This window comes from Streptomyces sp. NPDC017202, assembly GCF_044331705.1.
GTDB lineage: Bacteria > Actinomycetota > Actinomycetes > Streptomycetales > Streptomycetaceae > Streptomyces.
Genome location: NZ_JBIRNP010000003.1, coordinates 438,213 through 462,463 on the forward strand (window position 1 = coordinate 438,213; position 24,251 = coordinate 462,463).

Annotated in this window: 25 protein-coding genes; 9 read left to right on the top strand and 16 right to left on the bottom strand. The window is 73.1% G+C overall.

Going from position 1 to position 24,251, the window contains the following annotated elements; genetic code table 11:
* Positions 1-73 precede the first annotated feature (73 nt).
* The 6 genes from ACH4N1_RS09425 to ACH4N1_RS09450 all read right to left on the bottom strand — a co-directional run bounded on the left by ACH4N1_RS09425 (position 74) and on the right by ACH4N1_RS09450 (position 5,732).
* Entirely contained in the window at positions 74-682 is a 609-nt protein-coding gene (locus tag ACH4N1_RS09425; protein ID WP_398095758.1) for a sugar kinase, read from the bottom strand.
* Positions 679-1,830, bottom strand: a complete 1,152-nt coding sequence (locus ACH4N1_RS09430; RefSeq protein ID WP_363088663.1) for an ROK family glucokinase — start codon at positions 1,828-1,830, stop codon at positions 679-681. Before ACH4N1_RS09430 ends, ACH4N1_RS09425 begins: the two co-directional genes overlap by 4 nt.
* Positions 1,831-1,954: 124 nt before the next feature.
* Positions 1,955-2,776 (bottom strand): ATP-binding cassette domain-containing protein, encoded by an 822-nt coding sequence (locus tag ACH4N1_RS09435; RefSeq protein ID WP_398095759.1) that lies wholly within the window; start codon positions 2,774-2,776, stop codon positions 1,955-1,957.
* The gene (locus ACH4N1_RS09440) at positions 2,773-3,804 is read right to left on the bottom strand and encodes an ABC transporter permease (RefSeq protein ID WP_398095761.1); all 1,032 of its coding nucleotides are present in this window, start codon (positions 3,802-3,804) and stop codon (positions 2,773-2,775) included. Before ACH4N1_RS09440 ends, ACH4N1_RS09435 begins: the two co-directional genes overlap by 4 nt.
* On the bottom strand, positions 3,801-4,805 hold the full coding sequence (locus tag ACH4N1_RS09445; RefSeq protein ID WP_398095762.1) for a sugar ABC transporter substrate-binding protein: 1,005 nt from the start codon (positions 4,803-4,805) through the stop codon (positions 3,801-3,803). The genes ACH4N1_RS09440 and ACH4N1_RS09445 overlap by 4 nt, the downstream gene beginning before the upstream one ends.
* Before the next feature lie 189 nt (positions 4,806-4,994).
* Positions 4,995-5,732, bottom strand: a complete 738-nt coding sequence (locus ACH4N1_RS09450; RefSeq protein ID WP_398095982.1) for a GntR family transcriptional regulator — start codon at positions 5,730-5,732, stop codon at positions 4,995-4,997.
* Between the two features lie 130 nt (positions 5,733-5,862).
* On the opposite strand from ACH4N1_RS09450, the gene ACH4N1_RS09455 reads away from it, so the two are divergent.
* Positions 5,863-6,885, top strand: a complete 1,023-nt coding sequence (locus ACH4N1_RS09455; RefSeq protein WP_398095764.1) for a Gfo/Idh/MocA family oxidoreductase — start codon at positions 5,863-5,865, stop codon at positions 6,883-6,885.
* 181 nt (positions 6,886-7,066) lie between these two features.
* Here ACH4N1_RS09455 and ACH4N1_RS09460 read toward each other — a convergent pair whose 3' ends face one another.
* From ACH4N1_RS09460 to ACH4N1_RS09470, 3 genes are all read right to left on the bottom strand, one after another.
* Positions 7,067-7,525 carry a PaaI family thioesterase gene (locus ACH4N1_RS09460; protein ID WP_398095766.1) on the bottom strand — a complete coding sequence of 153 codons (459 nt, stop codon included), beginning with the start codon at positions 7,523-7,525 and terminating at the stop codon, positions 7,067-7,069.
* Positions 7,526-7,632: 107 nt separating this feature from the next.
* Positions 7,633-8,301 (bottom strand): response regulator, encoded by a 669-nt coding sequence (locus ACH4N1_RS09465; RefSeq protein ID WP_398095768.1) that lies wholly within the window; start codon positions 8,299-8,301, stop codon positions 7,633-7,635.
* A 245-nt stretch (positions 8,302-8,546) separates the two neighbouring features.
* Positions 8,547-9,824: a sensor histidine kinase gene (locus ACH4N1_RS09470; protein WP_398095769.1), complete on the bottom strand. Its 1,278-nt coding sequence runs from the start codon at positions 9,822-9,824 to the stop codon at positions 8,547-8,549.
* A gap of 269 nt (positions 9,825-10,093) precedes the next feature.
* On the opposite strand from ACH4N1_RS09470, the gene ACH4N1_RS09475 reads away from it, so the two are divergent.
* Positions 10,094-10,294: a hypothetical protein gene (locus ACH4N1_RS09475; RefSeq protein WP_398095770.1), complete on the top strand. Its 201-nt coding sequence runs from the start codon at positions 10,094-10,096 to the stop codon at positions 10,292-10,294.
* 51 nt (positions 10,295-10,345) lie between these two features.
* Here ACH4N1_RS09475 and ACH4N1_RS09480 read toward each other — a convergent pair whose 3' ends face one another.
* The 3 genes from ACH4N1_RS09480 to allB all read right to left on the bottom strand — a co-directional run bounded on the left by ACH4N1_RS09480 (position 10,346) and on the right by allB (position 13,534).
* Positions 10,346-10,741, bottom strand: coding sequence for a ribonuclease domain-containing protein (locus tag ACH4N1_RS09480; RefSeq protein ID WP_398095772.1), 396 nt, complete (start codon positions 10,739-10,741; stop codon positions 10,346-10,348).
* Between the two features lie 215 nt (positions 10,742-10,956).
* A complete protein-coding gene (gene alc, locus ACH4N1_RS09485; RefSeq protein WP_398095773.1) occupies positions 10,957-12,126 on the bottom strand; it encodes an allantoicase in 1,170 nt (389 codons plus the stop codon).
* 70 nt (positions 12,127-12,196) lie between these two features.
* Positions 12,197-13,534: an allantoinase AllB gene (gene allB, locus ACH4N1_RS09490; RefSeq protein ID WP_398095774.1), complete on the bottom strand. Its 1,338-nt coding sequence runs from the start codon at positions 13,532-13,534 to the stop codon at positions 12,197-12,199.
* 304 nt (positions 13,535-13,838) lie between these two features.
* Between allB and ACH4N1_RS09495 the strand changes: the two genes are divergently transcribed.
* Complete coding sequence (locus tag ACH4N1_RS09495; RefSeq protein WP_398095776.1) at positions 13,839-14,633, top strand: IclR family transcriptional regulator; 795 nt, start codon at positions 13,839-13,841, stop codon at positions 14,631-14,633.
* Positions 14,634-14,676: 43 nt separating this feature from the next.
* On the opposite strand, the gene ACH4N1_RS09500 is transcribed toward ACH4N1_RS09495, so the two are convergent.
* Positions 14,677-14,964: a DUF5955 family protein gene (locus ACH4N1_RS09500; RefSeq protein WP_398095778.1), complete on the bottom strand. Its 288-nt coding sequence runs from the start codon at positions 14,962-14,964 to the stop codon at positions 14,677-14,679.
* 203 nt (positions 14,965-15,167) lie between these two features.
* Between ACH4N1_RS09500 and ACH4N1_RS09505 the strand changes: the two genes are divergently transcribed.
* The gene (locus ACH4N1_RS09505) at positions 15,168-15,767 is read left to right on the top strand and encodes an NTP transferase domain-containing protein (protein ID WP_398095780.1); all 600 of its coding nucleotides are present in this window, start codon (positions 15,168-15,170) and stop codon (positions 15,765-15,767) included.
* A 207-nt stretch (positions 15,768-15,974) separates the two neighbouring features.
* Positions 15,975-17,606 carry a malate synthase A gene (gene aceB, locus ACH4N1_RS09510; protein WP_398095782.1) on the top strand — a complete coding sequence of 544 codons (1,632 nt, stop codon included), beginning with the start codon at positions 15,975-15,977 and terminating at the stop codon, positions 17,604-17,606.
* A 12-nt stretch (positions 17,607-17,618) separates the two neighbouring features.
* Here the strand turns inward: aceB and ACH4N1_RS09515 are convergent, their stop codons facing one another.
* Both ACH4N1_RS09515 and ACH4N1_RS09520 read right to left on the bottom strand, forming a co-directional pair.
* Positions 17,619-17,993 (bottom strand): SelT/SelW/SelH family protein, encoded by a 375-nt coding sequence (locus ACH4N1_RS09515; protein ID WP_398095783.1) that lies wholly within the window; start codon positions 17,991-17,993, stop codon positions 17,619-17,621.
* On the bottom strand, positions 17,990-18,904 hold the full coding sequence (locus ACH4N1_RS09520; protein ID WP_398095785.1) for a HipA family kinase: 915 nt from the start codon (positions 18,902-18,904) through the stop codon (positions 17,990-17,992). The genes ACH4N1_RS09515 and ACH4N1_RS09520 overlap by 4 nt, the downstream gene beginning before the upstream one ends.
* A 534-nt stretch (positions 18,905-19,438) precedes the next feature.
* Between ACH4N1_RS09520 and ACH4N1_RS09525 the strand changes: the two genes are divergently transcribed.
* The 3 genes from ACH4N1_RS09525 to ACH4N1_RS09535 all read left to right on the top strand — a co-directional run bounded on the left by ACH4N1_RS09525 (position 19,439) and on the right by ACH4N1_RS09535 (position 20,623).
* The gene (locus ACH4N1_RS09525) at positions 19,439-19,768 is read left to right on the top strand and encodes a peptidoglycan-binding protein (protein WP_398095787.1); all 330 of its coding nucleotides are present in this window, start codon (positions 19,439-19,441) and stop codon (positions 19,766-19,768) included.
* On the top strand, positions 19,768-20,043 hold the full coding sequence (locus ACH4N1_RS09530) for a hypothetical protein (protein WP_398095789.1): 276 nt from the start codon (positions 19,768-19,770) through the stop codon (positions 20,041-20,043). Before ACH4N1_RS09525 ends, ACH4N1_RS09530 begins: the two co-directional genes overlap by 1 nt.
* Positions 20,044-20,164: 121 nt before the next feature.
* Positions 20,165-20,623 (top strand): SRPBCC domain-containing protein, encoded by a 459-nt coding sequence (locus ACH4N1_RS09535; RefSeq protein ID WP_398095791.1) that lies wholly within the window; start codon positions 20,165-20,167, stop codon positions 20,621-20,623.
* 384 nt (positions 20,624-21,007) lie between these two features.
* On the opposite strand, the gene ACH4N1_RS09540 is transcribed toward ACH4N1_RS09535, so the two are convergent.
* Entirely contained in the window at positions 21,008-22,558 is a 1,551-nt protein-coding gene (locus tag ACH4N1_RS09540) for an IucA/IucC family protein (RefSeq protein WP_398095793.1), read from the bottom strand.
* Positions 22,559-22,683: 125 nt separating this feature from the next.
* Here ACH4N1_RS09540 and ACH4N1_RS09545 point away from each other — a divergent pair, with 125 nt between their 5' ends.
* On the top strand, positions 22,684-24,246 hold the full coding sequence (locus ACH4N1_RS09545; protein ID WP_398095794.1) for an IucA/IucC family protein: 1,563 nt from the start codon (positions 22,684-22,686) through the stop codon (positions 24,244-24,246).
* Positions 24,247-24,251: the final 5 nt, after the last annotated feature.

Here is a 24,251-nt window from a genome sequence, read left to right on the forward strand (position 1 = left end):
CCAGTTGTCCCCGACTCTACGGGCGGGGTCTGACAACCGGTCCGGGGGAGGCGTCCCAGGGGTCCCGGGGACCCTAGGGAACGGTGCGCGAGACGACGTACACCATGGGGAATATCGGGTTGCCGGTGTTCACCACCACGTCCTGGGTGGGCTGGGGGTCCTTCTGCCTGCGGACGAAGCCGTAGTAGTCGCCGGGCCGGGAGCCGGGTCCGGAGAACTTCCAGCCGGTGACGTCCCGGTCGCGCCCGCTGATCGTGATGTCGTCCTTCTCCAGGTCGGACCGGCTGTAGCCGAGTTCGGCGAGGAAGGCGTCCAGGCCCGCGTGGGTGGTCTGGAACTGGACGTAGAGACGGCTGGTCCGCCAGTTGTTCGTCTCGTAGTAGGCGACCTTGTTCGACGGGTGCGGGACCGGCACCTGGTAGAGGCGCTGCTGGACCTTGGACGGCCAGGCCTCGGTGAGTCCGGTCGCCGAGTACTTGGCCTCCTTGTCCTTGCCGCTGTCGCGGCTCTGGTTGGCGGAGATCACCAGGTAGCCGGCCGGGACGCCGATGAGCAGCACGATGATGAGCAGGGTGAGCGCGCGGCGGCGGATCACGTGGCCGCGGGTCTCGGGTGTGCGGGTCTCGGGTGTGCGGGACGGTTCGTCCGGGGACGCGGACCGGTGGGACAGGGCGGCCGTCACGCCGTGTCCCCGGTGGCGCGGCGGGCGGCCTCCGCGAACCGCTCGAAGCGTTCGTGGCGCTCGACGCGGCGCCGGTTGGCGCGCCGGAAGCGGCGGGCGACGAGGCGGGCGAGGTCGGCGGCGCCGACCATGCCGGCCTCCGGGCCGAGCTGGGCGCGGACGATGCGGGCCTCGGGGCGGTAGCCGCGTCCGGTGAGCTGCCGCTTGAACGCGTCGCGCGCGGGGCCGATGAGCAGGTCGTCGGCGGCGGAGACACCGCCGCCGATCACGAAGCAGGACGGGTCGAGGGCGGCGGCGAGGTTGGCGATGCCGACGCCGAGCCACTGGCCGATGTCCTGGAGCAGTTCGACGCACATCGCGTCGCCCTCGCGGGCCAGTTCGGTGATCATCGGGCCGGTGATGTCACCGATCTGCCCCTTGACGTGCTCGATGATCCCGTACGCCACCGGGGAGTCGGCGGCGGCCAGCTCCTTGGCCTCTCTGACCAGCGCGTTCCCGGAGCTGTACTGCTCCCAGCAGCCGCGGTTGCCGCACGGGCAGCGGTGGCCGCCGGGCACCACCTGCATGTGGCCGAACTCGCCCGCGACGCCGTACTTGCCGCGCTTGACCTGGCCGTCCTCCAGGATGGCGCCGCCGATGCCGGTCCCGAGGGTGATCATGACGAGGTGGTCCTCGCCGCGGCCGGCGCCGAAGCGCCATTCCGCCCAGGCGGCGGTGTTGGCGTCGTTGTCGACGAGGACGGGCACCGCGAGGCGGCCGGCGATGCGGTCGCGCAGCGGCTCGTTGCGCCAGGACAGGTGGGGGGCGAACAGGACGCGGTTGCGGTCGGCGTCGACCCAGCCGGCGGCGCCGATGCCGACCGCGTGGACGTCGTGCCGGTCGGACAGGTCCAGGACCAGTTCCACGATCGTGTCCTCGACGACCTTGGGGCTCTTGGACTTGTCCGGGGTCTCCGTGCGGACCTTCTCCAGGATGTTGCCGTCCGCGTCGACGACGCCCGCCATCACCTTGGTGCCGCCGATGTCGATCCCGACCGTGGGCACCCGGGGTGCGGTCAGGTGGGAGCGGCGCTCGCGGGTGCCGACCGTGCGCAGCGCGGTGGCTCGGCGGGAGCCGATGGGGGCGGTGAGGTCGCGGTAGGTGCTCATCGTGGCCGATTCTGCCGCACGGGTACCCGCGGTGCCGAACGCGGGAGGCAGGGGGCGCGCGCGTTGCCGGCCGCGGGCGCGTCGCGGCCTGTCGCGCCCGCGCGGCGGCACCGCCCCGCTCCCCTCAGGGGCGCCGCAGCTCGTGGCGCAGGGCGTCCAGGTCGCTGCCGCCCGCCATCTGCTCGGTCAGCTCCTCCAGGGTGATCTCGTCCCGCGTGTGGCTTCCCACCATGGTCCCCCGCCGCAGCAGCACGAACCGGTCGCCCACCAGGTGGGCGTGGTGGGGGTTGTGGGTGATCAGTACGACCCCCAGGCCCCGGTCGCGGGCGGCGGCCACGTATTTCAGGACCATGCCGGACTGCTTGACGCCCAGGGCGGCCGTCGGCTCGTCGAGGATCAGGACCTTCGCGCCGAAGTACACCGCGCGGGCGATGGCGACGCACTGGCGTTCGCCGCCGGAGAGGGTGCCGATGGGCTGGTCCACGTCGCGCAGGTCGATGCCCATGCGCAGGAGTTCGGCGTGGGTGGTGCGGCGCATGAGGTCGACGTCCATGCGCTTGAAGGGGCCGGCGCCCTTGCGGGGTTCCGAGCCGAGGAAGAAGTTGCGCCAGACCGGCATCAGCGGGACGACGGCCAGGTCCTGGTGGACGGTGGCGATGCCGCGGTCCAGGGCCTCGCGCGGGGAGGACAGCCGGGTCTCCTCGCCGTCGAGGCTGAGGGTGCCGCCGTCGTGCCCGTGCAGACCGGCGATGATCTTGATGAGGGTGGACTTGCCCGCGCCGTTGTCGCCGAGGACGCAGGTGATGCTGCCGGCGTGGACCTCCAGGGAGACGCCTTGGAGGGCGCGGACGTTGCCGTAGTGCTTGCTGACGTCGGACAGTTCGACGAGCGGCGTACGGCTGCCGGCCGGTGCAGATGCCGGTGCAGGTGCCGGTGTCCGGGTCACTTGGTGGCCTCCGCCCGCTTGCGGACCCAGGCGTTGAGCAGGGTCGCGAGGAGCAGCATCGCTCCGAGGAAGAACGTGAACCAGTCGGGGTTCCATTCGGCGAAGACGATGCCCTTGCTCGTCATGCCGAAGATGAGCGCGCCGACCGCCGATCCGGCCGCGCTGCCGTAGCCGCCGGTGATCAGGCAGCCGCCGATGACGGCGGCGATGATGTAGGTCAGCTCGTTGCCGACGCCCTCGCCGGACTGGACGACGTCGTACGAGAACAGCAGGTGCTGGCCGGAGATCCAGGCGCCGAGGGCGACGCCCATGTACAGGCCGATCTTGGTCTTCCCGACGGGCACGCCGACCGCGCGGGCGGCGTCCTGGTTGCCGCCGACGGCGAGGATCCAGTTGCCGGCGCGGGTGCGCAGCAGGATCCAGGTGGCCACCGCGACCAGGGCGAACCACCACAGGATCGTGATCTTGAAGTTGACGCCGCCGACGGTCAGGGTGGACGCGAAGACGTCGTGGGCGCTCGGGAAGCCCTCCATGTCGGCGATGGTCTTCGTCGAGACGGTGCCGTCGATCAGCTTGGTGAAGCCGAGGTTCATGCCGGTCAGCATCAGGAAGGTGCCGAGCGTGATGATGAAGCTGGGCAGCCCGGTGCGGGTGAGCAGGAAGCCGTTGAAGGCGCCGACGGCCAGGGTGACCAGCAGGGAGACCGCGACGCCGACCCAGACGTTCGCCGTCATCTGGTAGCTGAACATCGACGACACCAGCGCCGAGGACGTGACCATCACGCCGGCCGAGAGGTCGAACTCGCCGCCGATCATCAGCAGCGCGACCGGGACGGCCATGATGCCGATGGTCGAGGACGCGTACAGGACCGTGCTGAGGCTGCCCGCGCGCAGGAAGCTGTCGGCGGCGAGGGCGAAGAAGACGAACACCGCGAGCGCGCCGACGACCGAGCCCAGTTCGGGGCGGCCGAGGAGCCTGCGCAGCGGGGAGACCCGCAGCAGGCGTTCGTCCGGGGCGACCGCGCTCATCGGGTGCCCCGCTCGGTGTACGCGGCCAGCTCGTCCGCCTGGTCCTTCGTGATGATCTGCGGTCCGGTCAGGACGGGCCTGCCGCCGCCGAGGACGTCGCCGTTGTACTTGTACAGCCACAGCAGGTCGACGGCCTGGTAGCCCTGGAGGTACGGCTGCTGGTCGACGGCGAAGCCGAGGGTGTCGTCCGCCAGGCCGGCGGCCACCTTGGCGTTGAGGTCGAAGGTGTCGATCTCGGCCTTGCTGCCGGCGCCCTGCCGGGCCTTGACGGCGGTGTCGGCGAACGGCGCGCCGAGGGTGACGACGGCGTCGGTCGACGGGTCGGCCTGAAGCCTGGCCTCGATGGCCGACTGCACGTCGGGCATGTTGGTGCCGGTGACGTAGAGGTCGGTCACCGTGCCGGTGAAGGTCTTGGCGACGCCGTCGCAGCGCTGCTCGTGCCCGACGTTGCCCTGCTCGTGCAGGACGCAGATCGCCTTCTTCTTCCCGCGCCGGTTCAGCTCCTCGCCGACGGCCTCGCCGGCGATCGTCTCGTCCTGGCCGACGTGGGTGAGCGCACCGAACGCCTTCGACTCCGCCGAGCCGGAGTTCACCGTGATCACGGGGATGCCCGCCTCGCGGGCGCGGGCGAGGGCGGCCTTCATCGCGTCGGGCTTGGCGAGGGTGACGATGATGCCGTCGACCTTCTTGTCGACCGCCGCGTCGACGAGCTGCGCCTGCTGCTGGGCCTCGTCGTCGTGGGAGTACAGGAAGTTGATGTTGTCCTTGACGGCGGCCTGCTTCGCGCCGCTCTGGACGATGTCCCAGAAGGTGTCGCCGTCACCCGAGTGGGTGATCATCGCGAAGGTCCAGCGGGGGGTGTCGACCGCCGCCCGGCCCTGCGCGGCCGCGGCCTTCCGGGCGTCCTCGGCACGCTTTCCCCCGGTACTGCTGCACCCCGCGAGGGAGACGCAGAGCACCCCCGCCAACGCGATCCCTGTCCAGGTCCCAAACCGTGCCACGAGGCCGTGCCCTTCTTGCCGTGTGCTGCCGTACGCGCGCCTCCGGCGTTCTCTCACCGGACGCAAACGCCCCAGTATCGAACACGGGGATCACGCGTCGCGCGGCCGGGGACCGCGCGCCGGTCGCATTGTCCGGACAATGCGACGCGGGCGGCCCTCGGGAGGGTGCGCGCCACGGCAGGGTGCGCGCTACGGCCGCACCAGCAGCTGGAACTCGAAGGAGTAGCGGGCGGGGCGGTAGATGTGGTCGCCGAACTCGACCGCGCGGCCCGTGTCGTCGAAGGTGGTGCGCCGCATGGTGAGCAGCGGGGCGCCCTCCGGCTCGGTGAGGCGCTCGGCCTCGGCGGCGGTGGCGGCGCGGGCACCGATGGACTGCCGGGCGCTGTGCAGGGTGATCCCGGCCGCCCGCATCATCCGGTACAGGCCCGTGGTCTCCAGCTGGGCGGTGTCCAGCTCCAGCAGGCCGGGCGGGATGTGGTTGGACAGGTACGCCATCGGCTCCCCGTGCGCGAGCCGCAGCCGTTCCACGCGGTGCACCTCGCTGCCCTCGGCCACCGCGAGCGCGGCGGCGACCTCGGCGGACGCGGGGACGACGGTGTTGACCAGGACCGTCGTCGCGGGGCGCTGGCCGGCCGCCTCCAGGTCGTCGTAGAGGCTGCTCAGTTCCAGGGGCCGTTTGACCTGGCTGTGCACGACCTGGGTGCCGACGCCCCGGCGGCGGACCAGCAGGCCCTTGTCGACGAGGGACTGGATGGCCTGGCGGACGGTCGGGCGGGACAGGCCGAGCCGGGCGGCGAGCTCGATCTCGTTGCCCAGCAGGCTGCCCGGGGTGAGCACTCCGTGCTCGATCGCCGCCTCCAGCTGCTGGGACAGCTGGAAGTACAACGGCACCGGAGAGCTTCGGTCCACGCGGAGTTCGAGCTGCACGGTCGGGTCCACCTCTGGTTTCGGCACGGGCTCGAGCGTAGCTCCGTGGCCGGTTGACGGGAAGTCGTGTAGTCAGATTGTCCGGACAAACGCATTGACAGGTCACGGCCTCCGGCGTCACCTTGATTCCATGCGCATCGGGGTCATCGGGACGGGCCGCATCGGCACCATTCATGCGAACACACTCAGCCGTCACCGCGAGGTCGGATCCCTCATCCTGACGGACACGGAACCCGCGCGGGCGGCGGAGCTGGCGCTGCGGCTGGGAGAGACGGCCGCGCCGGGGGTCGAGGAGATCTTCCGGTGGGGCGTGGACGCCGTGGTGATCACCACCGCGACCTCGGCCCACGCCGAACTGATCGGCCGGGCGGCGCGCTCCGGGCTGCCCGTGTTCTGCGAGAAGCCGATAGCCCTGGACCTGGCCGGCACCCTGGCGGCGATCGCCGAGGTGGAGGCCGCCGGAACGGTCCTCCAGATGGGGTTCCAGCGCCGCTTCGACGCCGGGTACACGGGCGCCCGCGAGGCGGTCCGCTCGGGCCGGCTCGGGCGGTTGCACACCGTGCGCGCGGTGACCTCCGACCAGTCACCGCCGCCCGCCGCGTGGCTGCCGGTCTCCGGCGGCCTGTTCCGGGACGCGCTGATCAACGACTTCGACGTCCTGCGCTGGGTGACCGGGCGCGAGGTGACCGACGTGTACGCCGCCGGATCGGACGCCGGGCCCGCGATGTTCCGCGCCGCGGGAGACGTCGACACCGCGGCCGCGGTCCTCACCCTCGACGACGGCACCCTCGCCACGGCCACGGCGACGCGGCTGAACGGCGCGGGGTACGACGTCCGCATGGAACTGGCCGGGGAACTCGACCAGGTCGTGGTGGGACTCGACGACCGCACGCCGATCGCCTCCACCGAGCCGACCGGGCCGCCGGCGGCCGACAAGCCGTGGACCGGCTTCCTGGAGCGCTTCGGTCCCGCGTACGAGGCGGAGCTGATCGCCTTCGTCGACGTCGTACGGGGCGGGCGGGCCAACCCCTGCGACGGCCGCGAGGCCCTCCAGGCATTGCGGATCGCCGAGGCCTGCGAGGTGTCCCGGCGCGAGCGGCGGGCCGTGTCGCTGGCGGAGGTCCCGGACTCGCCGGACTCCACGGGGGCGTAGCGGGCGGTGCGCGCCGTGCCCCGACGGTGTGGGCGTCGGACGGCGTTCGCGGCACGTGTGGTGTGCGTGATGCGTGCGGCGCCTGCGGTGCGCACGGTGCCGCAGGCGCAGCGCGGGAAACGCCCGGTGCGGGCGGGGGACACGCGGTGCCGGTGCCGTCAGCGGCGGGCCGGGCCGCACCTCACCGCGCCGCCGGACCGCTCTCCTGCTCCCCCGGCACCGCCAGTACGGTGCCCTGCGCCACCGCGCACAGCCGTTCGGTGCCGTCCTCGGCGACGGTGTGCAGGTCGCAGCGGACGACCGCCTGGCGGCGGCCCGCCTGGACCACCTCGGCGCGGGCGCGCAGCGTGCGGCCGGTGGCGGGGCGGACGTACTGGATGGAGAAGCCGCCGGTGAGCACGGCCGGTCCCAGTGCCGCTCCGCCCGCGAAGGTGAGCGCGTTGTCCGCGGCGTAGGAGAGGACTCCGCCGTGCGCGAAGCCGTTCTGCTGGTGGAGTTCCTCCCTGAGGTCGACCTCCAGAGTGGCGCAGCCCTCGCCGAAGGCGGTGAGGCGGGCGCCGATCAGCCTGCTGAAGGGCTGGCTGTCCAGCACGGCGCGGGCGGCGGCCAGGTCGAAGCGGCCGGTCGGTGACGTCGTCATGGCTCTCCCTGACTGGGCGGATCACTGACCCGGGCGGATCACTGACCCGGGGCGTCGACGGGGACGGGACGGCCGTCGCGGGTCCGCCCCGGCCGGCGGGTTCGCCGTCAGTCGCCGTCCTCCAACAGTCCCGCGTCGTACGTCAGCAGGGCGATCTGCACCCGGTTGTTGAGGTCGAGCTTGGCCAGGACGCGGGAGACGTGGGTCTTGACGGTGGCGACGCTCATGTACAGCGCGGCGGCGATCTCGGCGTTGGACAGGCCGCGCCCGACGGCGACCGCGACCTCGCGCTCCCGTTCGGCCAGGGCGGCGACGCGCTCACGCGCGCGTGCCCGCCGGGTGTCGGCGGCGGTCCCGGCCGCGTGGGCCATGAGCCGGCGGGTGACGGTGGGCGACAGGACGGGGTCGCCGGCCGCGACCCGCCGTACGGCGTCGACGATCTGGGCGGGCGGGGTGTCCTTGAGGACGAACCCGGCGGCACCCGCGCGCAGGGCGCGCAGCACGTGCTCGTCGGCGTGGAAGGTGGTGAGGACCACGACCTGCGGGGCGTCCGCCCGGGCGCGCAGCCGCTGGGTGGCGGTGAGTCCGTCCACCGTGGGCATCCGGATGTCCATCAGGACGACGTCGGGGCGGGTGCGGTCGACGAGTTCCTCGACCTCGCCGCCGTCGGCGGCCTCACCGACGATCTCGATGTCCTCGGCGCCGCCCATCATGAGGGACAGACCGGCCCGCACCAAGGGGTCGTCGTCGACGAGGAGGAGTCTGATCGCAGTCATGGGCCCTACGTAATCACGTACGAGGCCGGCGAGTTGGCCTGCGGCGGCAGTCTTGCGGTGACGGTGCCGCGGTCCTCGGCCTTCCGGAGATCGGCGCCGCGGTCATCGGCACGGCGTCCATCGACACCGAGGCCATCCGCACCGAAGCCATCCGCGCCGAGGCCGTCGGCGCCACCGGCGATCGGCCTTCCGGTGCCGGCCCTCGCACCCGACACGCCCCGCCCCGACCCGAGCCCGGTTCCGCGTCACGCGGTGCGGGGCCACGGCAGCCATGCGCGCACCTCGAAGCCGCCGTCCTCGCGCGGGCCGTGTTCCAGACGGCCGCCGGTGAGGGTCGCGCGTTCGGTGAGACCGATCAGGCCCTGGCCCGAGCCGGGGACGGACGGGACGTCACCCTCCGGAGCGGGATTGCGGACCGTGACCGTGAGGCCTTCTCCGGGGGCGCCGGCGACCGTCACCGCGGCCTCCGTGCCCGGCGCGTGCTTGCGGGTGTTGGTGAGGCACTCCTGGGTGATGCGGTAGGCGGTCCGGCCGACGGACGAGGGCACGGCGGCCGAGTCGGTGACCCGCTGGTCGAGGACGACCTTCATGCCCGCCTCGCGGGACTCGGCGACCAGCGCGTCCAGGGCGGCCAGCGTCGGCTGGGGGCGGCCGGTGTCGTCGGGCTCGCCGGCCCGCAGGACACCGATGATCTCCCGCAGGTCCTGGAGGGCCTCGTGGGCGCTCTCGCGGATGACCCCGGCCGCGCGCGTGATCTCCTCGCGGGGCGCGTCCGGCCGGAACTCCAGTGCGCCCGCGTGCACACTGAGCAGGGTCAGCCGGTGGGCGAGCACGTCGTGCATCTCGCGGGCGATGGCCTCGCGGGCCAGCCGCTGCGCCTGCTCGGCCCGCAGCCGCGCCTCCGTCTCCGCGCGCCTGGCCCGGTCCCGCAGGCTCAGCATCAGCTGCCGCTTGGACCGCACGAGCATGCCCCAGCCGATGACCACGAGGGTGATCAGCGCCGTCCACGCGACGGCCGGCCCGTACTCCAGGTCGGGGTCGGGGCGGACCCGCAGCAGCAGCGGGACCGCGGCGAGCTGGAGGCCGCCGATCCAGGCGACGTACCGGAGGGGCCGGTGCACGGCGAGGGTGAAGAGGGCGATCGTGCAGGCACCGGCCGAGGTGGTGGAGAGGAAGGCGAAGGGGATCGTCGCGGCGGCGAGGCCTACGGGCAGGCGGCGGCGCAGCCACACCGCGGCGCAGGACAGCGCGCCGAGCACCTGGTCGGCGGCGAGGAGGGACCGCGGGAGGTCCTCCTGCTCGGTGAGCGTGTCCGCCACCAGCAGGCCGAGGACGACGGCCAGCACGAAGCAGGTGAAGTCGACGAGCCAGTCGCGCACGGTACGCCGGGGCCGTCGTCCGGAGCGCGCGAACGGCCCGGATTCCGGGTCCAGTTCCGTGGCGACGGCGGACGGCAGCAGCCATCGGCGCGTCGGGAAGGCCGCTGCCACCGGTGCCGGCGTCGGCCGGTCGTCACCTCTCATGGCCGACAAACCTACGCAGCGCGGGGCGGCAGCACCCCGCCCCGGCCGGGATCGGCGACCCGCGCCGGAGGAACACCGCCGAAAGTCGCGGCGCCGCCGGCCGAGGGTGTAGTCGGCGACCGCCGGAGGGTGGGTGCGACGGCCGACCGAGGATGCACCCGGCCGCCGCCCGCGGGTGGGCTTCCCCCCGCCGACGCGGGCCTTGCGGCGCACGCCCTTCGCCTCGCGGCCGATGTCCGTGGGGGGACGGCGGGGCGAGGGTCTGGGGCATGAGACAACTGCTGGAGGCACTCGGTTTCATCGCCCTGGTCCAGGGCGTCGCCGGCCTGGTGCACGAGTTCACCGACCTGGACTGGGGACTCGTGCAGCGGCTCGGCGTCCTCGACGGCTACGAGGTCTACGCGAGCGGCGCGCTCCTGGTGCTCGCGTTCGCCCTGTTCGCCGCCGCGGAGAGCCGGAAGCCCGGCTGAACGCGGGCCGGGCTTCCGGCCGGTGGCACCGTTCTCCGTGGGCCGACCGGGTCAGCAGTCGTAGTCGACCAGGTCGAAGCTCGCGTAGTGGTCGGCGGTGTAGTAGTCCTCCTCGTACTGCTGACCGGTCACGATGCGGCGCGCGCCGCGCGTGGAGGAGCCCGGCGTCTTGACCGTGTACTCGTGGTAGTAGCCCGAGGATTTCGAGGGCAGGACGCCTTCCCGGTTCTGGAAGACGGATCCGTCCTGCGAGTACGGGAACGGGCCGCCCTGGTCGATCAGCCGCAGCGTGGTGTACGCCTGCGAGGGCAGGTCGCTGTAGCAGATGCTGCCGACCGCGGTCGCCGCGGCGTCCGCCGGTCCGGCGGAGACGGTTCCGCCGACGAGGAGGGCGGACAGGAGGGCGGCGGCGCCGCCTGCGCGAGTGATTCGTGGGGGGAATCTCATGCCTCCATGATGACGCGCGTAGACGATGGCATGTCAATGACAACTTGGAAGATTTTTCCGTCAAGTGCGATGAGTTTTCCGGTAGTTAACCTGAGCCGGGCTCCGAGGAGAGAGACGAAGGGGCCGGCCGGCGGGTGGGGCCGCGGGGGACCCCGCCGCCCCTTCCCGGCCCGGCGCCGGGGGCCGCCGCCCCCGGACGGGCGCGATGCCCCGGCTCAGCCGCCCAGTTCCCGGTGCCTGGCCCAAAGGGTCGCCGCGCCGTCCTCCGTCAGGGAGCCGATGAGGCGCAGCCGCGAGATGCCCCCGTCCGGATAGATGTCCACGCGCGCGTGGGTGCCCACCACCGGCGCGGGGAGCACGAAGCGGTGGTTCGTGTCCGGCTGGAGGCGGGTGCGTGCGAGGACCTCCCGCCAGCCACCTTCCTCACCGTTCTCGCCGTTCTCGCCGTTCTCGCCGTTCTCGCCGTTCTCGCCGTTCTCGCCGTCCCGCACGGACACCGCCGCCCAGCCGGCGCTGTTGCCCTTGAGGTACGCCGTGTCGATCTCCAGTGCCCGGATCTCCGCCCGCGCCGCCAGCCGGTACCGGATCCAGTCGTTGCCCCGGTCCCGGCGCCGCCGCGTCTCCCAGCCGTCGTCCATCGTGCGGGAGCGTCCCGGCCGGATGGTGTTGACGGCCGGTGAGTAGAACAGGTCGGAGGCGTCCTCGGCCTGCCCGCCGTTCTCCAGGGCGACGACGTCGAAGGTGCCGAGGACGGCGAGCCACTCGGGGTCCGGGACGACCTCGCCGTACACGCGGAGGCGGGCGATGCCCCCGTCGGGGTGCTGGTTGACCCGCAGGTGCGTGAAGCGCCGTTCGACCGACACGGCGAAGCCGTTCGCCGCGTGGCCGCCGACGGGGGTGCGCGGGACGAGCGTCGTCCAGGTGACGTCGTCCCCGAGGAGTTCCTCGGGCGACGGCGAGCCCGGCACCGAGGCGCCCTCGACCGACACGGCCTGCGGATGGTTGCCGCGGAAGTGGGCCGTGTCGACGACGATCCCGCGGATCACGCCGGGCGCGCCGAGCCGGACCAGCGCCCAGTCGTGGTCGTCGGGCGCCGGCCACGGGTGCTCGGCAAAGACGCCGCGGCGCCGGCGGGTCTCCCAGCCGTCCATGACCTTGCCCTTGTGCCCGAAGTGCCCGGGGTCGAACTCGGCGGGCCCGGGCAGCAGCAGGTTCTCCCGCTGGGCGAAGAACTCGTCGTTGGCGGCGACGACGGCGGCGCCGAGCTGCCGGTCGGCGAGGTTGACGTGGTGGGTGAAGGGGAGGTCGGCGGTGCGGTGGTCCGCGTAGGGGTCGCCGCCGCCGTAGGGGTTCGCGTCGCCGGTGAAGCGGGGAATCGCCGTCACGGTGATCAGGGGTTCCTTTCGGAGGTCGGCCGGGTGCGGGCGGGTGCCGGGTGCGTCGGTGGCCGCGGGTTCAGTGGCCACGGGTGAGGAGGCGGCCCTTCGGTTCGGTGAACTCGCCGTCGGCGAGGATGCGTTCGCCGCGCAGCCAGGTGGACTTCACTACGCCGTGCAGGGTCTTGCCGGCGTAGGCGGTGACGCGGTTGCGGTGCTGGAGGGCCGCCGGGTCGACGGTGAACGTCTCGTCGGGCGCGAGGACCGCGAAGTCGGCGTCCCGGCCCGCCTCGATGGCGCCCTTGCGGTCGAGGCCGACGAGCGCCGCCGTGCGCGTCGACATCCAGCGGACCACGTCCTCCAGGCCGTGGCCGCGCCGCCTCGCCTCCGTCCAGACGGCGGCGAGACTGAGTTGCAGGCCGGAGATGCCGCCCCAGGCGGTGGCGAAGTCGCCGGTCTTGAGGTCGGCGGTGGACGGGGAGTGGTCGGTGACCACGCAGTCGATGGTGCCGTCGGCCAGCGCCTGCCACAGGAGGTCCTGGTTGGCGGCCTCCCGGATGGGCGGGCAGCACTTGAACTCGCTCGCGCCGTCGGGCACTTCCTCGGCGGTGAGGGTGAGGTAGTGCGGACAGGTCTCGACCGTGACACGCACGCCCTCGGCCTTCGCGGCGGCGATCAGCGGCAGCGCGTCGCCGGAGGACAGGTGCAGGACGTGCACGCGCGCGTGGAGGCGTTTCGCCTGCGCGACGAGGCTCGCGACGGCGGTGTCCTCGGCGTCGCGCGGACGGCTGGCGAGGAAGTCGGCGTACCGGGGCCCGCCCCGCCGGGGGGCGGCGTCGAGGTGGCGGGGGTCCTCGGCGTGCACGATGAGCAGGCCGTCGAACCCGGCGATCTCGGCCAGCGAGCGGGCCAGTCGGTCCTGGTCGAGGTGGGGGAACTCGTCGACGCCGGACGGCGAGAGGAAGGCCTTGAAGCCGAAGACGCCGGCGTCGTGCAGCGGGCGCAGGTCCGCGACGTTGCCGGGCAGGGCGCCGCCCCAGAAGCCGACGTCGATGTGCGCCTTGCCGGCGGCCACCCGCCGCTTGGTGCGGAGGTGTTCGACCGTCGTGGTCGGCGGGAGGGAGTTGAGCGGCATGTCGACGAGGGTGGTGATGCCGCCGGCCGCCGCCGCGCGCGTGGCGGTCCAGAAGCCCTCCCATTCGGTGCGGCCCGGGTCGTTGACGTGGACGTGCGTGTCGACGAGGCCGGGCAGCAGGACGTCGTCGCCGAGGTCCTCCAGGCGGGCGCCGGGCGGTGTGGCGGCGTCGTACGGGAGTACGGCCGTGATCGTTCCTGCGGACACCGCGACCGAGGCGGCGCGGGTCCCTTCCGCAGTGATGACGCGCGTCGAGCGCAGTACCAGTTCGGCGTCGGACACCCGGATCCCTCTCTGCCGCCGTTCACTTCCGGGAGACGGAAGGAGGCCGGGGACGCGCTCGGGGGCGCACCCCGCGCAACCTCCCCGTAACAAAATTCAACGTTCTGTTGAAGGAGTCTTCACTCCCGGCCGTCGCGCCGTCAAGGGCACGCTTCTCCCCCTTGCACCCGTCACCACCACCCTGGTTCTCTCCACAGAGCGAAATCGATGTTCCGGAAAACAGAACACCGTCCGCACCAGCGAGGGGGCCACCGACCGCCGGGTAGGCTTCAGCCCTTCCCGCCGGTCTCGAAAGGAACGCGCCGTGCCGACGTCCAGCACCACCGACTCAGCCAAGTCCAGCAGCGGCGGGGTCCAGTCCCTCGAGCGCGCCTTCGACCTGCTGGAGCGGATGGCGGACGCGGGCGGGGAGGTCGGCCTCAGCGAACTGTCCGCGAGCAGCGGTCTCCCGCTGCCGACGATCCACCGGCTGATGCGCACCCTGGTCGCCTGCGGGTACGTCCGCCAGCAGCCGAACCGCCGCTACGCGCTCGGCCCGCGGCTGATCCGTCTCGGCGAGTCCTCCGCCCGGCTGCTCGGCACCTGGGCCCGCCCCCACCTGGCCCGCCTGGTCGAGGAGACCGGCGAGACGGCCAACATGGCGCTGCTGGACGGCGACGAGGTCGTGTACGTGGCGCAGGTGCCGTCGAAGCACTCGATGCGGATGTTCACCGAGGTCGGCCGTCGCGTCCTGCCGCACTCCACGGGCGTGGGGAAGGCCCTGCTCGCGGGCTTCCCGGACGCCGAGGTGCGCGCGCTGCTCGCCCGCACCGGCATGCCGGCCGCGACGGACCGGACGATCACCACCCCGGAGGGCTTCCTGGCGGCCCTGGAGGAGGTCCGCGGCACCGGTTACGCGGTGGACGACAACGAGCAGGAGATCGGCGTGCGCTGCCTGGCGGTCCCGGTGCCCGACTCCCCCACCGCGGCGGCCGTCTCGATCTCCGGCCCGGCGGGCCGCGTCACCGAGTCCGCCACCGAGAGGATCGTGCCGGTGCTCCAGCAGGTGGCCCGGGAACTGTCCGAGGCACTGTCGCACCCGGGCGGCACGACGGCCTGAGGCCCGGCCGCCCCGCCGGGCGGGCCACCCGCCCGGCGGACCCTCACCCGCGCCCCGGCTCCCCGAACAGCTCCACCGCGCTCCGCACGTCCGACAACCCCCGCGCCAGCGCGCTCACCGAGCCGATCGCACCCGCGATCAGCAGCAGGGAGCGGCGCAGCCGGGGCGTCTCCGGGATGCCGTGGGACGCCATCGCGGCGAGCGCGGCGAGTTCGTCCTCGGCGATGATCCGGTCCGGGAACTCGGCCGGATGCGCGGCGAGTTCGCGGCGCAGCCGGGACACCGCCGTCCGCAGTTCCGCCACCCTCGGATCCTCTTCGCTGCCGGCCACCGGCCTCTGCCCCAAACTCCGCAACCCGACTCCCCCCTGCGCACGTTCTCGTGCGTCCGTACATGGCGCCCTCGTGACGGTGGTCAGGCGCGCCGAGGACGCGGGCCAGTAAACGGCACCTGGCACCCGCTCCGCCACACCGGGGGCCGGAATTCAGCCCCGCGACACCACGCGGCCGACGCCCCGTCAGGTATGCAGGAACCATGACGCACACGGAAGCCCAGGTCGCCGGACTGCTCCTCGCCGCGGGCGGGGGGCGGCGCCTCGGCGGACGCCCGAAAGCGCTGTTGACGCACCGGGGGCGCCCGCTCGTCGAACACACGGTCGAGGCGCTGCGCGCGGCCGGCTGCACGCGCGTGCACGTGGTGCTGGGGGCCGCCGCCGACGCCGTACGGGAGCGGGCGCGGCTCGGCGGGTGCGTGGTGGTGGTGAATCCGGGCTGGGAGCAGGGCATGGGCGGCTCGCTGCGGGCGGGCCTGGACTCGCTGGCCGGGACGGGGGCGCGGGCCGCGCTGGTCTGCCTGGTGGACCAGCCGGGCATCGGGGAGCGGGCGCTGGCGCGGGTGCTCGCCTCCTACGAGGACGAGACGTCGCTGGCGTCCGCCGCCTACGACGGGAGGCGGGGGCACCCCGTGCTGCTCGGCGCCGCCCACTGGGACGGCGTCGCGGCGGCCGCGACCGGCGACCGGGGGGCACGCGGCTACCTGACGGCCCACGAGGAGGAGATCCGGCTGGTGGAGTGCGGGGACGTGGCGCGGCCGTACGACATCGACACCGTCGACGACCTGGCCCTCCTCGAGTGACCGGGCGAACGGGGTGGCACCCGGAGTGGCACGCGGAGCCGCCTCCCCCGCCCCCGGAGGGTCTCGGCATCAACAAACCATTGAACTTCCACGATGAGGAAATTAGTATCCACTGGCCAGAAGCGCTCGGTCGTTCCCCGAGCGCTCCCCGCCGCACCCGGGCCTCCTGGCACCCGGTGCCAGGCTCGCTGAAGGAAGTGACCGCTCATGTCCGCACCCGTGCCGTCCCCGGCGGCCGTCGTCGACGCCGGAACCCTGCCCCGGCAGGAGGAGGTCCTCACCGACGCGGCCCTGTCCTTCGTGGCCGAGCTGCACCGCCGGTTCACACCGCGCCGTGACGAACTCCTCGCCCGCCGTGCGGAGCGCCGCGCCGGGATCGCCCGCACCGGCACGCTCGACTTCCTCCCGGAAACCGCCGCGATCCGCGCCGACGACTCCTGGAAGGTGGCCCCCGCACCCGCCGCGCTGGAGGACCGCCGCGTCGAGATCACCGGCCCCACCGACCGCAGGATGACCGTCAACGCCCTCAACTCGGGCGCGAAGGTCTGGCTCGCGGACTTCGAGGACGCCTCCGCGCCCACCTGGGAGAACGTCGTCGGCGGCCAGCTCAACCTGATCGACGCGTACCGCGGGAACATCGACTTCACCGACCCGGGGTCCGGCAAGTCGTACGCCCTGCGCCCCAACGAGGAGCTGGCGACCGTCGTCATGCGTCCGCGCGGCTGGCACCTCGACGAGCGGCACCTGCGGGTCGACGGCCGGGCGGTCCCCGGCGCCCTCGTCGACTTCGGCCTGTACTTCTTCCACAACGCCCGGCGGCTGCTCGACCTCGGCAAGGGACCGTACTTCTACCTCCCGAAGACCGAGTCGCACCTCGAAGCCCGCCTGTGGAACGACGTGTTCGTGTTCGCGCAGGACCACGTCGGCATCCCGCGGGGCACCGTGCGCGCGACCGTCCTCATCGAAACGATCACCGCCGCGTACGAGATGGAGGAGATCCTCTACGAACTCCGCGACCACGCGTCGGGGTTGAACGCGGGCCGCTGGGACTACCTGTTCTCCCTCATCAAGAACTTCCGGGACGGCGGCGCCAGGTTCGTGCTGCCGGACCGCAACGCCGTCACGATGACCGCCCCGTTCATGCGGGCCTACACCGAACTCCTCGTGCGCACCTGCCACAAGCGCGGCGCCCACGCCATCGGCGGGATGGCGGCCTTCATCCCGTCCCGCCGGGACCCCGAGGTCAACAAGGTCGCCTTCGAGAAGGTCCGGGCCGACAAGGACCGTGAGGCGAACGACGGTTTCGACGGTTCCTGGGTCGCCCACCCCGATCTGGTGCCGATCGCCATGGAGTCCTTCGACCGGGTGCTCGGCGACCGGCCCCACCAGAAGGACCGGCTGCGCGAGGACGTCCACGTCAGGGCGGCCGACCTGATCGCCGTCGACTCGCTGGAGGCGCGCCCGACGTACGCCGGCCTCGTCAACGCCGTGCAGGTCGGCATCCGTTACATCGAGGCGTGGCTGCGCGGACTGGGCGCGGTCGCCATCTTCAACCTGATGGAGGACGCGGCCACGGCCGAGATCTCCCGCTCGCAGATCTGGCAGTGGATCGACGCGGGCGTCGAGGTCGAGCGCGACGGCACGACGGTGCGGGTGACGCCGGAGCTGACCCGCGAGGTGGCCGCCGCCGAGCTGGCCGCGATCCGCGCGGAGACCGGCGAGGAGGCCTTCGCGGCCGGCCACTGGCAGCAGGCCCACGACCTGCTGCTGACGGTCGCCCTCGACGAGGACTACGCCGACTTCCTCACCCTGCCGGCCTACGAGCAGCTCGAGGGCTGACGCCCCGACGGCTCATTCCGGCGCATCCGCCCCGTCCGGTCCATCCGCCCCGTCCGGCGCATCCGCCCCGGCCGGTCCATCCGATCCGTCCGTTCTGTCCGAGTGGCCCAGGGATCTCCCCGGGGCCACCCGGTCCCGGACGAGCCGCTTGACCGCGGTGGGCTCCGGGAAACCCTGCTCGCGGCGGTCCCAGACGACCTCGTCGCCGACCCGGACGACGAAGACCCCGCCCCTGCCCGGCCTGAGGGCCAGTTCGGTCAGCTCCGCCTCGAAGGTGGTGAGCAGCTCCTGCGCCAGCCAGGCCGCGCGGGGCAGCCAGCGGCACTGGGTGCAGTACTCGATCTCGACCCGCCGCGGGTCGCCCTCTTCGGGCCGTGTGTCCGTCATCCGAGGTGAACCGACCAATCCTGTTCCGCGGCCGGCTTGCCGTGCAGGTCGGGGACCCGCTTGAGCCAGTCCGGCCGTCCTTGCCGCGTCCTCGCCGCCCGCCGGGCCTCCTCGGCGGCGAGTTCGTCCCCGGTGGGGAAGTCCGTGGGCAGCCAGGCCGCGGAGGCCCGTGCGCGCGCGTGGAGGTGGTCCACGTAGGCCGTCCTGGCCTCGTCGGCGGTGACGAAGGCGGGCTCGTCCAGCAGCCAGGCGTCCGGGACCTCGGCCACGATCCGCCGCAGGAGTTCCTCGGTGACCCTGGGCGCCAGTTCGGCGTCGGCGGCCCGGACGTCGGGCGCGTAGCGGCCGAGGGCGTGGTGGCGGAAGTCGTACCTCTTCGCCGGGTCGGAGCCGTCCCAGCGGTGGTGGAAGACGAGGGCGGCCCCGTGGTCGATCAGCCACAGGCGCGGCGGCACGGTGCCGAGCGTGGGCCACACCATCAGGTTGGAGCTGTGCACGGTCCGGTCGACGTTGACCGTGAGGGCGTCGAGCCAGACGATCCGGCCGGCCTCCAGGGGGTCCACCGGGAACACCTCGGCGACCTCGGGGGTGAAGTCCCGCGCGCCCGGCAGGTGGTCCATGCCGAGGTTGAGGCCGTGGCTGGCGGCGTGCAGGTCGCGCACCTCCTGGTGGGGCTCGTCGTCGGCGATCGCCGGGTCGAAGTGGACCAGGACCAGTTCCGGGAAGCGCAGCCCGAGCGCCCGCGCCAGCTCGCCCACGACCACCTCGGCGACCAGCGCCTTGCGGCCCTGCGCGGAGCCGGTGAACTTCACGACGTACGTACCCAGGTCGTCGGCCTCGACGACGCCGGGGACGGAGCCGCCGGAGTGGAGGGGTTCGACGTAGCGGGTCGCGGTGACCTCTCTCAGCATCGTCCGAGGCTCCGCGGCTCTTCGACCGGCATTCTCGTCTTCCCGTCTCCCGGCAGTCCGTCCATGGCGGTGCGGCCCTTGCTCGGCCTCGGGCGTGAGGCGAAGCAAGGTAACCAAGCGTGACACAGACTTCTTCCCGTCGTCCTCCGCCCCCGGGCCGCGGGACGACGTACATCCGGCGTGCCTGCCGCGCAGGCCGCGGTGCAGGCCGGGGCCGGTCCCGGTGCCGTCGTCGCCCGGGCCGCCCCCGCTCGACAGCTCGGGGAACCCGGGGCGGCAGCGCTTCTCGTGCGAGGGGTGAGGCAGGCGATTGAGCGGTCAGCAATCGAACAGCGAACTTGCATTCCCGCGCGCATTCCTGAGCACTTCGGCAGAGATGCATACTTCGACCCTCGGGTGTACGTTCGAAGTGAGCGCCATTGAAGACATCTTTCCCGTGGGCGCGAGACGAACTGTCGACCACTCCCAAGACCGCCCCGTTCCGGAAGTATTCCGCGAACATCGATTTCGCGCCCCGCAAACAGGAGGCCCGAAATGTCGGATCCAGTACTCAGAAAAGGCGACAGTGGCCCTTCCGTCATTCGCTTGCAGAATGATTTGAATACCCACGGATACTCCGTCGGGCAGGTGGACGGAATATTCGGCAACAAGACCGACGCGGCGGTCCGTCAATTCCAATCCGACCACGGTTTGTCCGTCGACGGGATCGTCGGTTCGGCCACCTGGAACGCACTCGAAGGGCCGGTTCCCGTCACGGAGGTCACTTTCGACCTCTCCGACTTCCCGTCACTCGCGCTCATGTTCCGCCACGGAGCCGACGAAGACATCGACGGGTACTTGGATGAGCTGGGGGTCGGTTCCTGATGGCCTGCGAATTGCAAAAAATTGCCACCGCCGTCGCCCTCGCCAACGCCGTGGCCTCGACGCCGGGCGTCGCGTTCGGCGCTGTCGCTCCTCCCCTGGAACCGCTGCTGGCGGCCAGGATGTGGCTGTCCTGGGTCGGTGCACTGGTCGCTCTCGGCTCGCTCGCGAAATGTCTTGACGACGCCGGACGAGGCCAGGACGCCGAATCGCTCAGGAGGGAGATCGACAAGCTGAAAGGGGAGATGGAAACCATAAAGAACGGCGTCCCCCACTGACCCGGCCCCGTTGTCCGCTGCTGATGCTCCAGCCGTAGACCTTGATCTTCGCGGGATCCGGGTCAGGCACGTGGTGATCACCGGTGACCGGTCTCGGCGCCTTCGCCGGAGGAGGTTCGTGATGACGCACGAGGGCGGCCTGAGGCTGCATCTGCAGCGTGTCCTCCACGCACCGCGCCCGGCCGTGTTCCGCGCGCTGACCGAGCCGCGGGAACTGGCCAAGTGGTGGGGCCCTGACGGGTTCACCATCCCGCGTGTGGAAAGCGACCTCCGGCCGGGAGGCGGTTACCGGATCGCGATGCAGCCTCCGGAAGGCGTCCTCTTCCACCTGGTGGGGGAATTCCTCGAGGTCGACCCTCCGGAACGTCTGTCGTACACCTTCCGGTGGGAGGATCCCGATCCGGAGGATCAAGAGACGGTGGTGACGCTGTCGCTTCGTGATGTCGGCGGTACGTCGGTCGAGCTGGTCTTCGACCAGGGCGACTTCGCCACTGAGCGGCGCCGGGCCCTTCACGAGGAGGGCTGGACCCAGGGGCTCGACAAGCTGGAGGAGCTGTTGTCGTCGGCCACGTCGGCCTGAGACCTTCGCCGCGGGGAGGTGCCCTGTCGTCTGCTTTCACCGCGGGGAGGGGCCCTGTCGTCGGCCGTGCCTGTCTTCGTGCCGTCCTGACCGGCGAGACCGCGATCCACGGCTGGAGCACCCGGCCTCCCGAATTTCTTTGTCGTCGGAGCCGTCGACATCGTCGGACGGTCGGGCCTGCCGGCACGCGAGGACCCGCGCCGGTGGAAACGGCGCACGCCGTCGGCGCGAGCACCGCCACGAGCGGGGGCCGCACCGCACGCGGAACACACGGACCGGGAACCCGCGAGAGCTCCGGCAACGGGAACCCTCGAGAGCTCCGGCAAGCGGTCGCGCGTCGAACAGCGGTCGCCTCGCGCCGCGTGCCGACCGGCGCGGTTCAGATCATGTACCCGCCAGCGGGTTGGGCAACGGCAGGTAGCGGGCGGCGGCGCCGTCCGCTGCCGTCCAGCGCAGCAGGAGGTTGGTCTTGCCCGGCAGGGTGGGCGCCGTGAGGAGGGCGCGTGCCTCGGGGAGGTCGTGGCGGGCCAGCTCGCGGCGGGCGGCGGGCCAGGGGTCGAGGCCGGGGTGGTGTTCGGCCAGGGCGGCGGCGACCTCGGTGAGGTGGTTGACGACCAGGCAGTACACGAGCCGTTCCCAGCCGGCGGCCCGCTCGACGTCGGGCAGCAGCTTGACACCCTCGGCGTCCCGGAACAGGGCCTGTACCGGGAGTCCGGCGGCGTCGACGGCGACGAGGGTGTTCTGGAGGTGGGCCTCCAGGACGACGCCGTGGTCGGCGAAGGCGGCGAGCGCCGGGGGGACGACCGCGCGCAGGTACGCCTCCCACCAGAGCGCCGGGTCGGCCGCGCCGGCGAGCGGGCTGCCCTCGAAGCCCTCCACCAGGCCGGCGGCGAGCAGCGGGGTCGCGCCGGGCGTCACGTGCGCGTGCAGCCCGTCGCGGACCAGCACGGCGAGTTCCTCGAAGGCGAAGTCCGCGGTGCGGTACCCGCGGTCGCTGAGCCAGGCCGCGGGGCCGCCGGCCGCCTCGAAGGCCTTGGCGACGGCCGCGTCGGTCCGGCGGAGCTCGAGCAGGTCGTGCCGCCACAGCCGGCGGATGTCGTTGGTGATGCGCACATCCAGGCTGACCTTCAGGAACAGGTCCCGTGCGGGTGCGTACAGGGTGCGCACGGCGGCCGTCGGCCAGGCCTCGAAGGCGGTGGTGCCGAGCCGGACCAGACGGCCGTCGGCGAAGGCGGGGGCGAGCGCGGCGCGGGCCAGGTCGAGCTGCCAGGGGTGGGCGGGCAGCAGCCGGTAGCCGGGCGGGGCCTCGCCGAGGGCGTCCAGCGCGGTGGTGTCGCCCTCCTCCACCACCGTGTCCTCGCGCAGCCCCAGCAGCACCAGTGGGAAGCGGGCGTACGCCTCGGGCGCGTACGGCAGCCAGCTCCCGGGCGGGCCGCCGCCGCGGGTCTTGGGGGCGGGGTGGTGGGGATGGCCGGTGAGGAGGGACTGCTCGGAGCGCAGGTAGGGGTCCTCGGGCGGGGCGGCACGCGCGCGTGCGGCGAGGAGCGCGGCGACGGCGTCCCTGCTGTCCAGCATCTCGGCGGGCAGCCCGGGGTTGGTGAGGCCGGTGCGGTGCTGCAGTTCCGTGCCGGCCAGGCCGACCAGGCCACGATGGTCGAGGCGGTGCCAGACGCCGTCCGCGCGCACCTCGGGTTCGGCGGGCCGCCGGGTGCCGCGCACCCGCAGCAGGCGTCCGGAGGGCAGCCGGTACACCTGCCGTACGGCGTCCCCGACCCCGGCCCCGTCCCCGTCGCCGTCTGCGGAGTGCGGTTCGGCCACCTCCCGCAGCAGGCAGTTCAGCAGCGGCGCGGCCGCGAGGGCGTCGGCGCGCGCGGCGAGGCTGTCGGCGCGCGCGGCGAAGCCGTCGACCGGGGGGATGAGGTCCACGCGTTCCACTGGTTCCTTACGGTTCTTTCGGGCGGAGAAGATCAGTATCGCCGGGGTCGCGACCCGTCCGTGACGTCCCGCTCGTGCCCGACCTGTACCGACCTGTACCCGACCCGTACCCGAGGAGCCCGCCCGTGCACCGTCCCCCCACCGCCGAGGCCGAGCTGGCCGCCGGTCTCGCCGCCGTGCGCCCCGCGCTCGGCGAGCGGTTCGCGGCCGAGCTGCCCGGCGCCCGCGCGGCCGTGCTGACCCGTCTGTGGCGGGCGCTCGCGCACGAGCCGCTGCCGTGGGTCGTGCGCCGGGAGCCGTCCCGGGACGGCCTGACGCTGCGCCTCGCCGACGGTCGCCGCCTGCACGGCCCGCGCTGCGACCCGTACGCGACCGCCGACCGGGTGCGGGCCGTCGACCTGGACGGGACGGCGTACGACGATCCCGCGCGGCTGACGGCGGCCCTCGCCGTGCCGCACGGCGAGGGCTTCGCCGCCGAACTGGCGGACAGTACGGCGTCGTTGGCGCTGTCGCGGGCGGGGCAGGAGCCCGCCGGCCGGGAGCCCGGAGATCGGGAACCCGTCGGCCGGGAGCCCGGGGGGCGCCACCCGCGGGAGTGGCCCGCGCACGACTGGGAGTGGGAGCAGCGGGTGGTCGACGGGCACCCGTACCACCCCAACTGCCGTTCACGGCCGGGTTTCTCGGCGGCCGAGCAGTTGGCGTACGGGCCGGAGCACCGGCCGCCGCCGGTGCGGCTGGATCTGCTGCCGGTGCCGGCCGGCGAGTGTCTCGTGTCGGGCGGGTGGCCCGCCGGACTGCGCGACGGCGGACGGCTGCTGATCCCCGTGCACCCCTGGCAGGCGGCGCACGTGCTGAGGCGGTCGGGCGCGGAGGGCGTCGCCGCGCATCCGCTGATGTCGCTGCGCACGCTCGCGGTGCCGGGCGGACCGCACGTGAAGACGGCGCTGAGCGCCCGGCTCACGTCGTCGGTGCGGGACATCTCGGTGGGTTCGGTCGCCGCTTCGGCGGCCCTGTCGGCGTTCGCGGAGGGCATGGCGGAACGCACGGACGGCCTGCTGCACACGACCCGCTCGCTCGGGGCGGTCACCGCGAACTCCCCGGACCTGGCGGCCGTGCTGCGGGAGTCGCCCGCCGTGTACGCGGGACCGGGCGAGCACGTCGTCCCGGTGGCCGCCCTCGCCGGCACCGGACTGCCGTCCTCGCCCGCCTGGTCGGCACGGTTCGCCCGGCTCGCGCTGACCGTGGGGCTGCGGCTGCTGGAGCAGGGCGTGGCGCTGGAGGCGCACGGCCAGAACCTGCTGGTGGTGCTGTCGGCGTCGGGGGCGCCGGTGCGGCTGGTCTACCGGGACCTGGCCGACATCCGGGTCAGCCCGGCGCGGCTGGCCCGGCACGGCGTGGCGGCGCCGGAGCTGCCGGCCCGGATCCTGACGGACGACGTGCCGGCCCTGCGCCGCAAACTGTTCGGCTCACTGGTGGCGGGCGCGCTGGCGGCCGCCGTGGGCGGCGGGGAGGCGCTGGGCACGGCGCTGGCCGCGGCCCTCGCGGGGATGCCGGACACGGCGGACCTGCGGGCGCTGCGCGAGGAGCCGGTGCCGGTGAAGGCGCTGACGCTGATGCGGCTGTCGCCGGAGGTGTCCGGGGACCAGTGGGCGCGGCTGCCCAACCCGCTCGCGGGGCACGGGTTCTGAGTCCG

Bases quoted from the DNA above. Each gene is read 5' to 3' on its own strand.
- ACH4N1_RS09515 (WP_398095783.1), bottom strand. From the start codon at position 17,993: ATGACGGACACACGGCCCGAAGAGGGCGACCCGCGGCGGGTCGAGATC.
- ACH4N1_RS09470 (WP_398095769.1), bottom strand. From the start codon at position 9,824: ATGAGAGGTGACGACCGGCCGACGCCGGCACCGGTGGCAGCGGCCTTC.
- ACH4N1_RS09520 (WP_398095785.1), bottom strand. From the start codon at position 18,904: ATGCTGAGAGAGGTCACCGCGACCCGCTACGTCGAACCCCTCCACTCC.
- ACH4N1_RS09465 (WP_398095768.1), bottom strand. From the start codon at position 8,301: ATGACTGCGATCAGACTCCTCCTCGTCGACGACGACCCCTTGGTGCGG.
- ACH4N1_RS09460 (WP_398095766.1), bottom strand. From the start codon at position 7,525: ATGACGACGTCACCGACCGGCCGCTTCGACCTGGCCGCCGCCCGCGCC.
- ACH4N1_RS09475 (WP_398095770.1), top strand. From the start codon at position 10,094: ATGAGACAACTGCTGGAGGCACTCGGTTTCATCGCCCTGGTCCAGGGC.
- ACH4N1_RS09535 (WP_398095791.1), top strand. From the start codon at position 20,165: ATGACGCACGAGGGCGGCCTGAGGCTGCATCTGCAGCGTGTCCTCCAC.
- ACH4N1_RS09505 (WP_398095780.1), top strand. From the start codon at position 15,168: ATGACGCACACGGAAGCCCAGGTCGCCGGACTGCTCCTCGCCGCGGGC.
- ACH4N1_RS09525 (WP_398095787.1), top strand. From the start codon at position 19,439: ATGTCGGATCCAGTACTCAGAAAAGGCGACAGTGGCCCTTCCGTCATT.
- ACH4N1_RS09440 (WP_398095761.1), bottom strand. From the start codon at position 3,804: ATGAGCGCGGTCGCCCCGGACGAACGCCTGCTGCGGGTCTCCCCGCTG.
- ACH4N1_RS09480 (WP_398095772.1), bottom strand. From the start codon at position 10,741: ATGAGATTCCCCCCACGAATCACTCGCGCAGGCGGCGCCGCCGCCCTC.
- ACH4N1_RS09455 (WP_398095764.1), top strand. From the start codon at position 5,863: ATGCGCATCGGGGTCATCGGGACGGGCCGCATCGGCACCATTCATGCG.
- ACH4N1_RS09430 (WP_363088663.1), bottom strand. From the start codon at position 1,830: ATGAGCACCTACCGCGACCTCACCGCCCCCATCGGCTCCCGCCGAGCC.
- aceB (WP_398095782.1), top strand. From the start codon at position 15,975: ATGTCCGCACCCGTGCCGTCCCCGGCGGCCGTCGTCGACGCCGGAACC.
- ACH4N1_RS09530 (WP_398095789.1), top strand. From the start codon at position 19,768: ATGGCCTGCGAATTGCAAAAAATTGCCACCGCCGTCGCCCTCGCCAAC.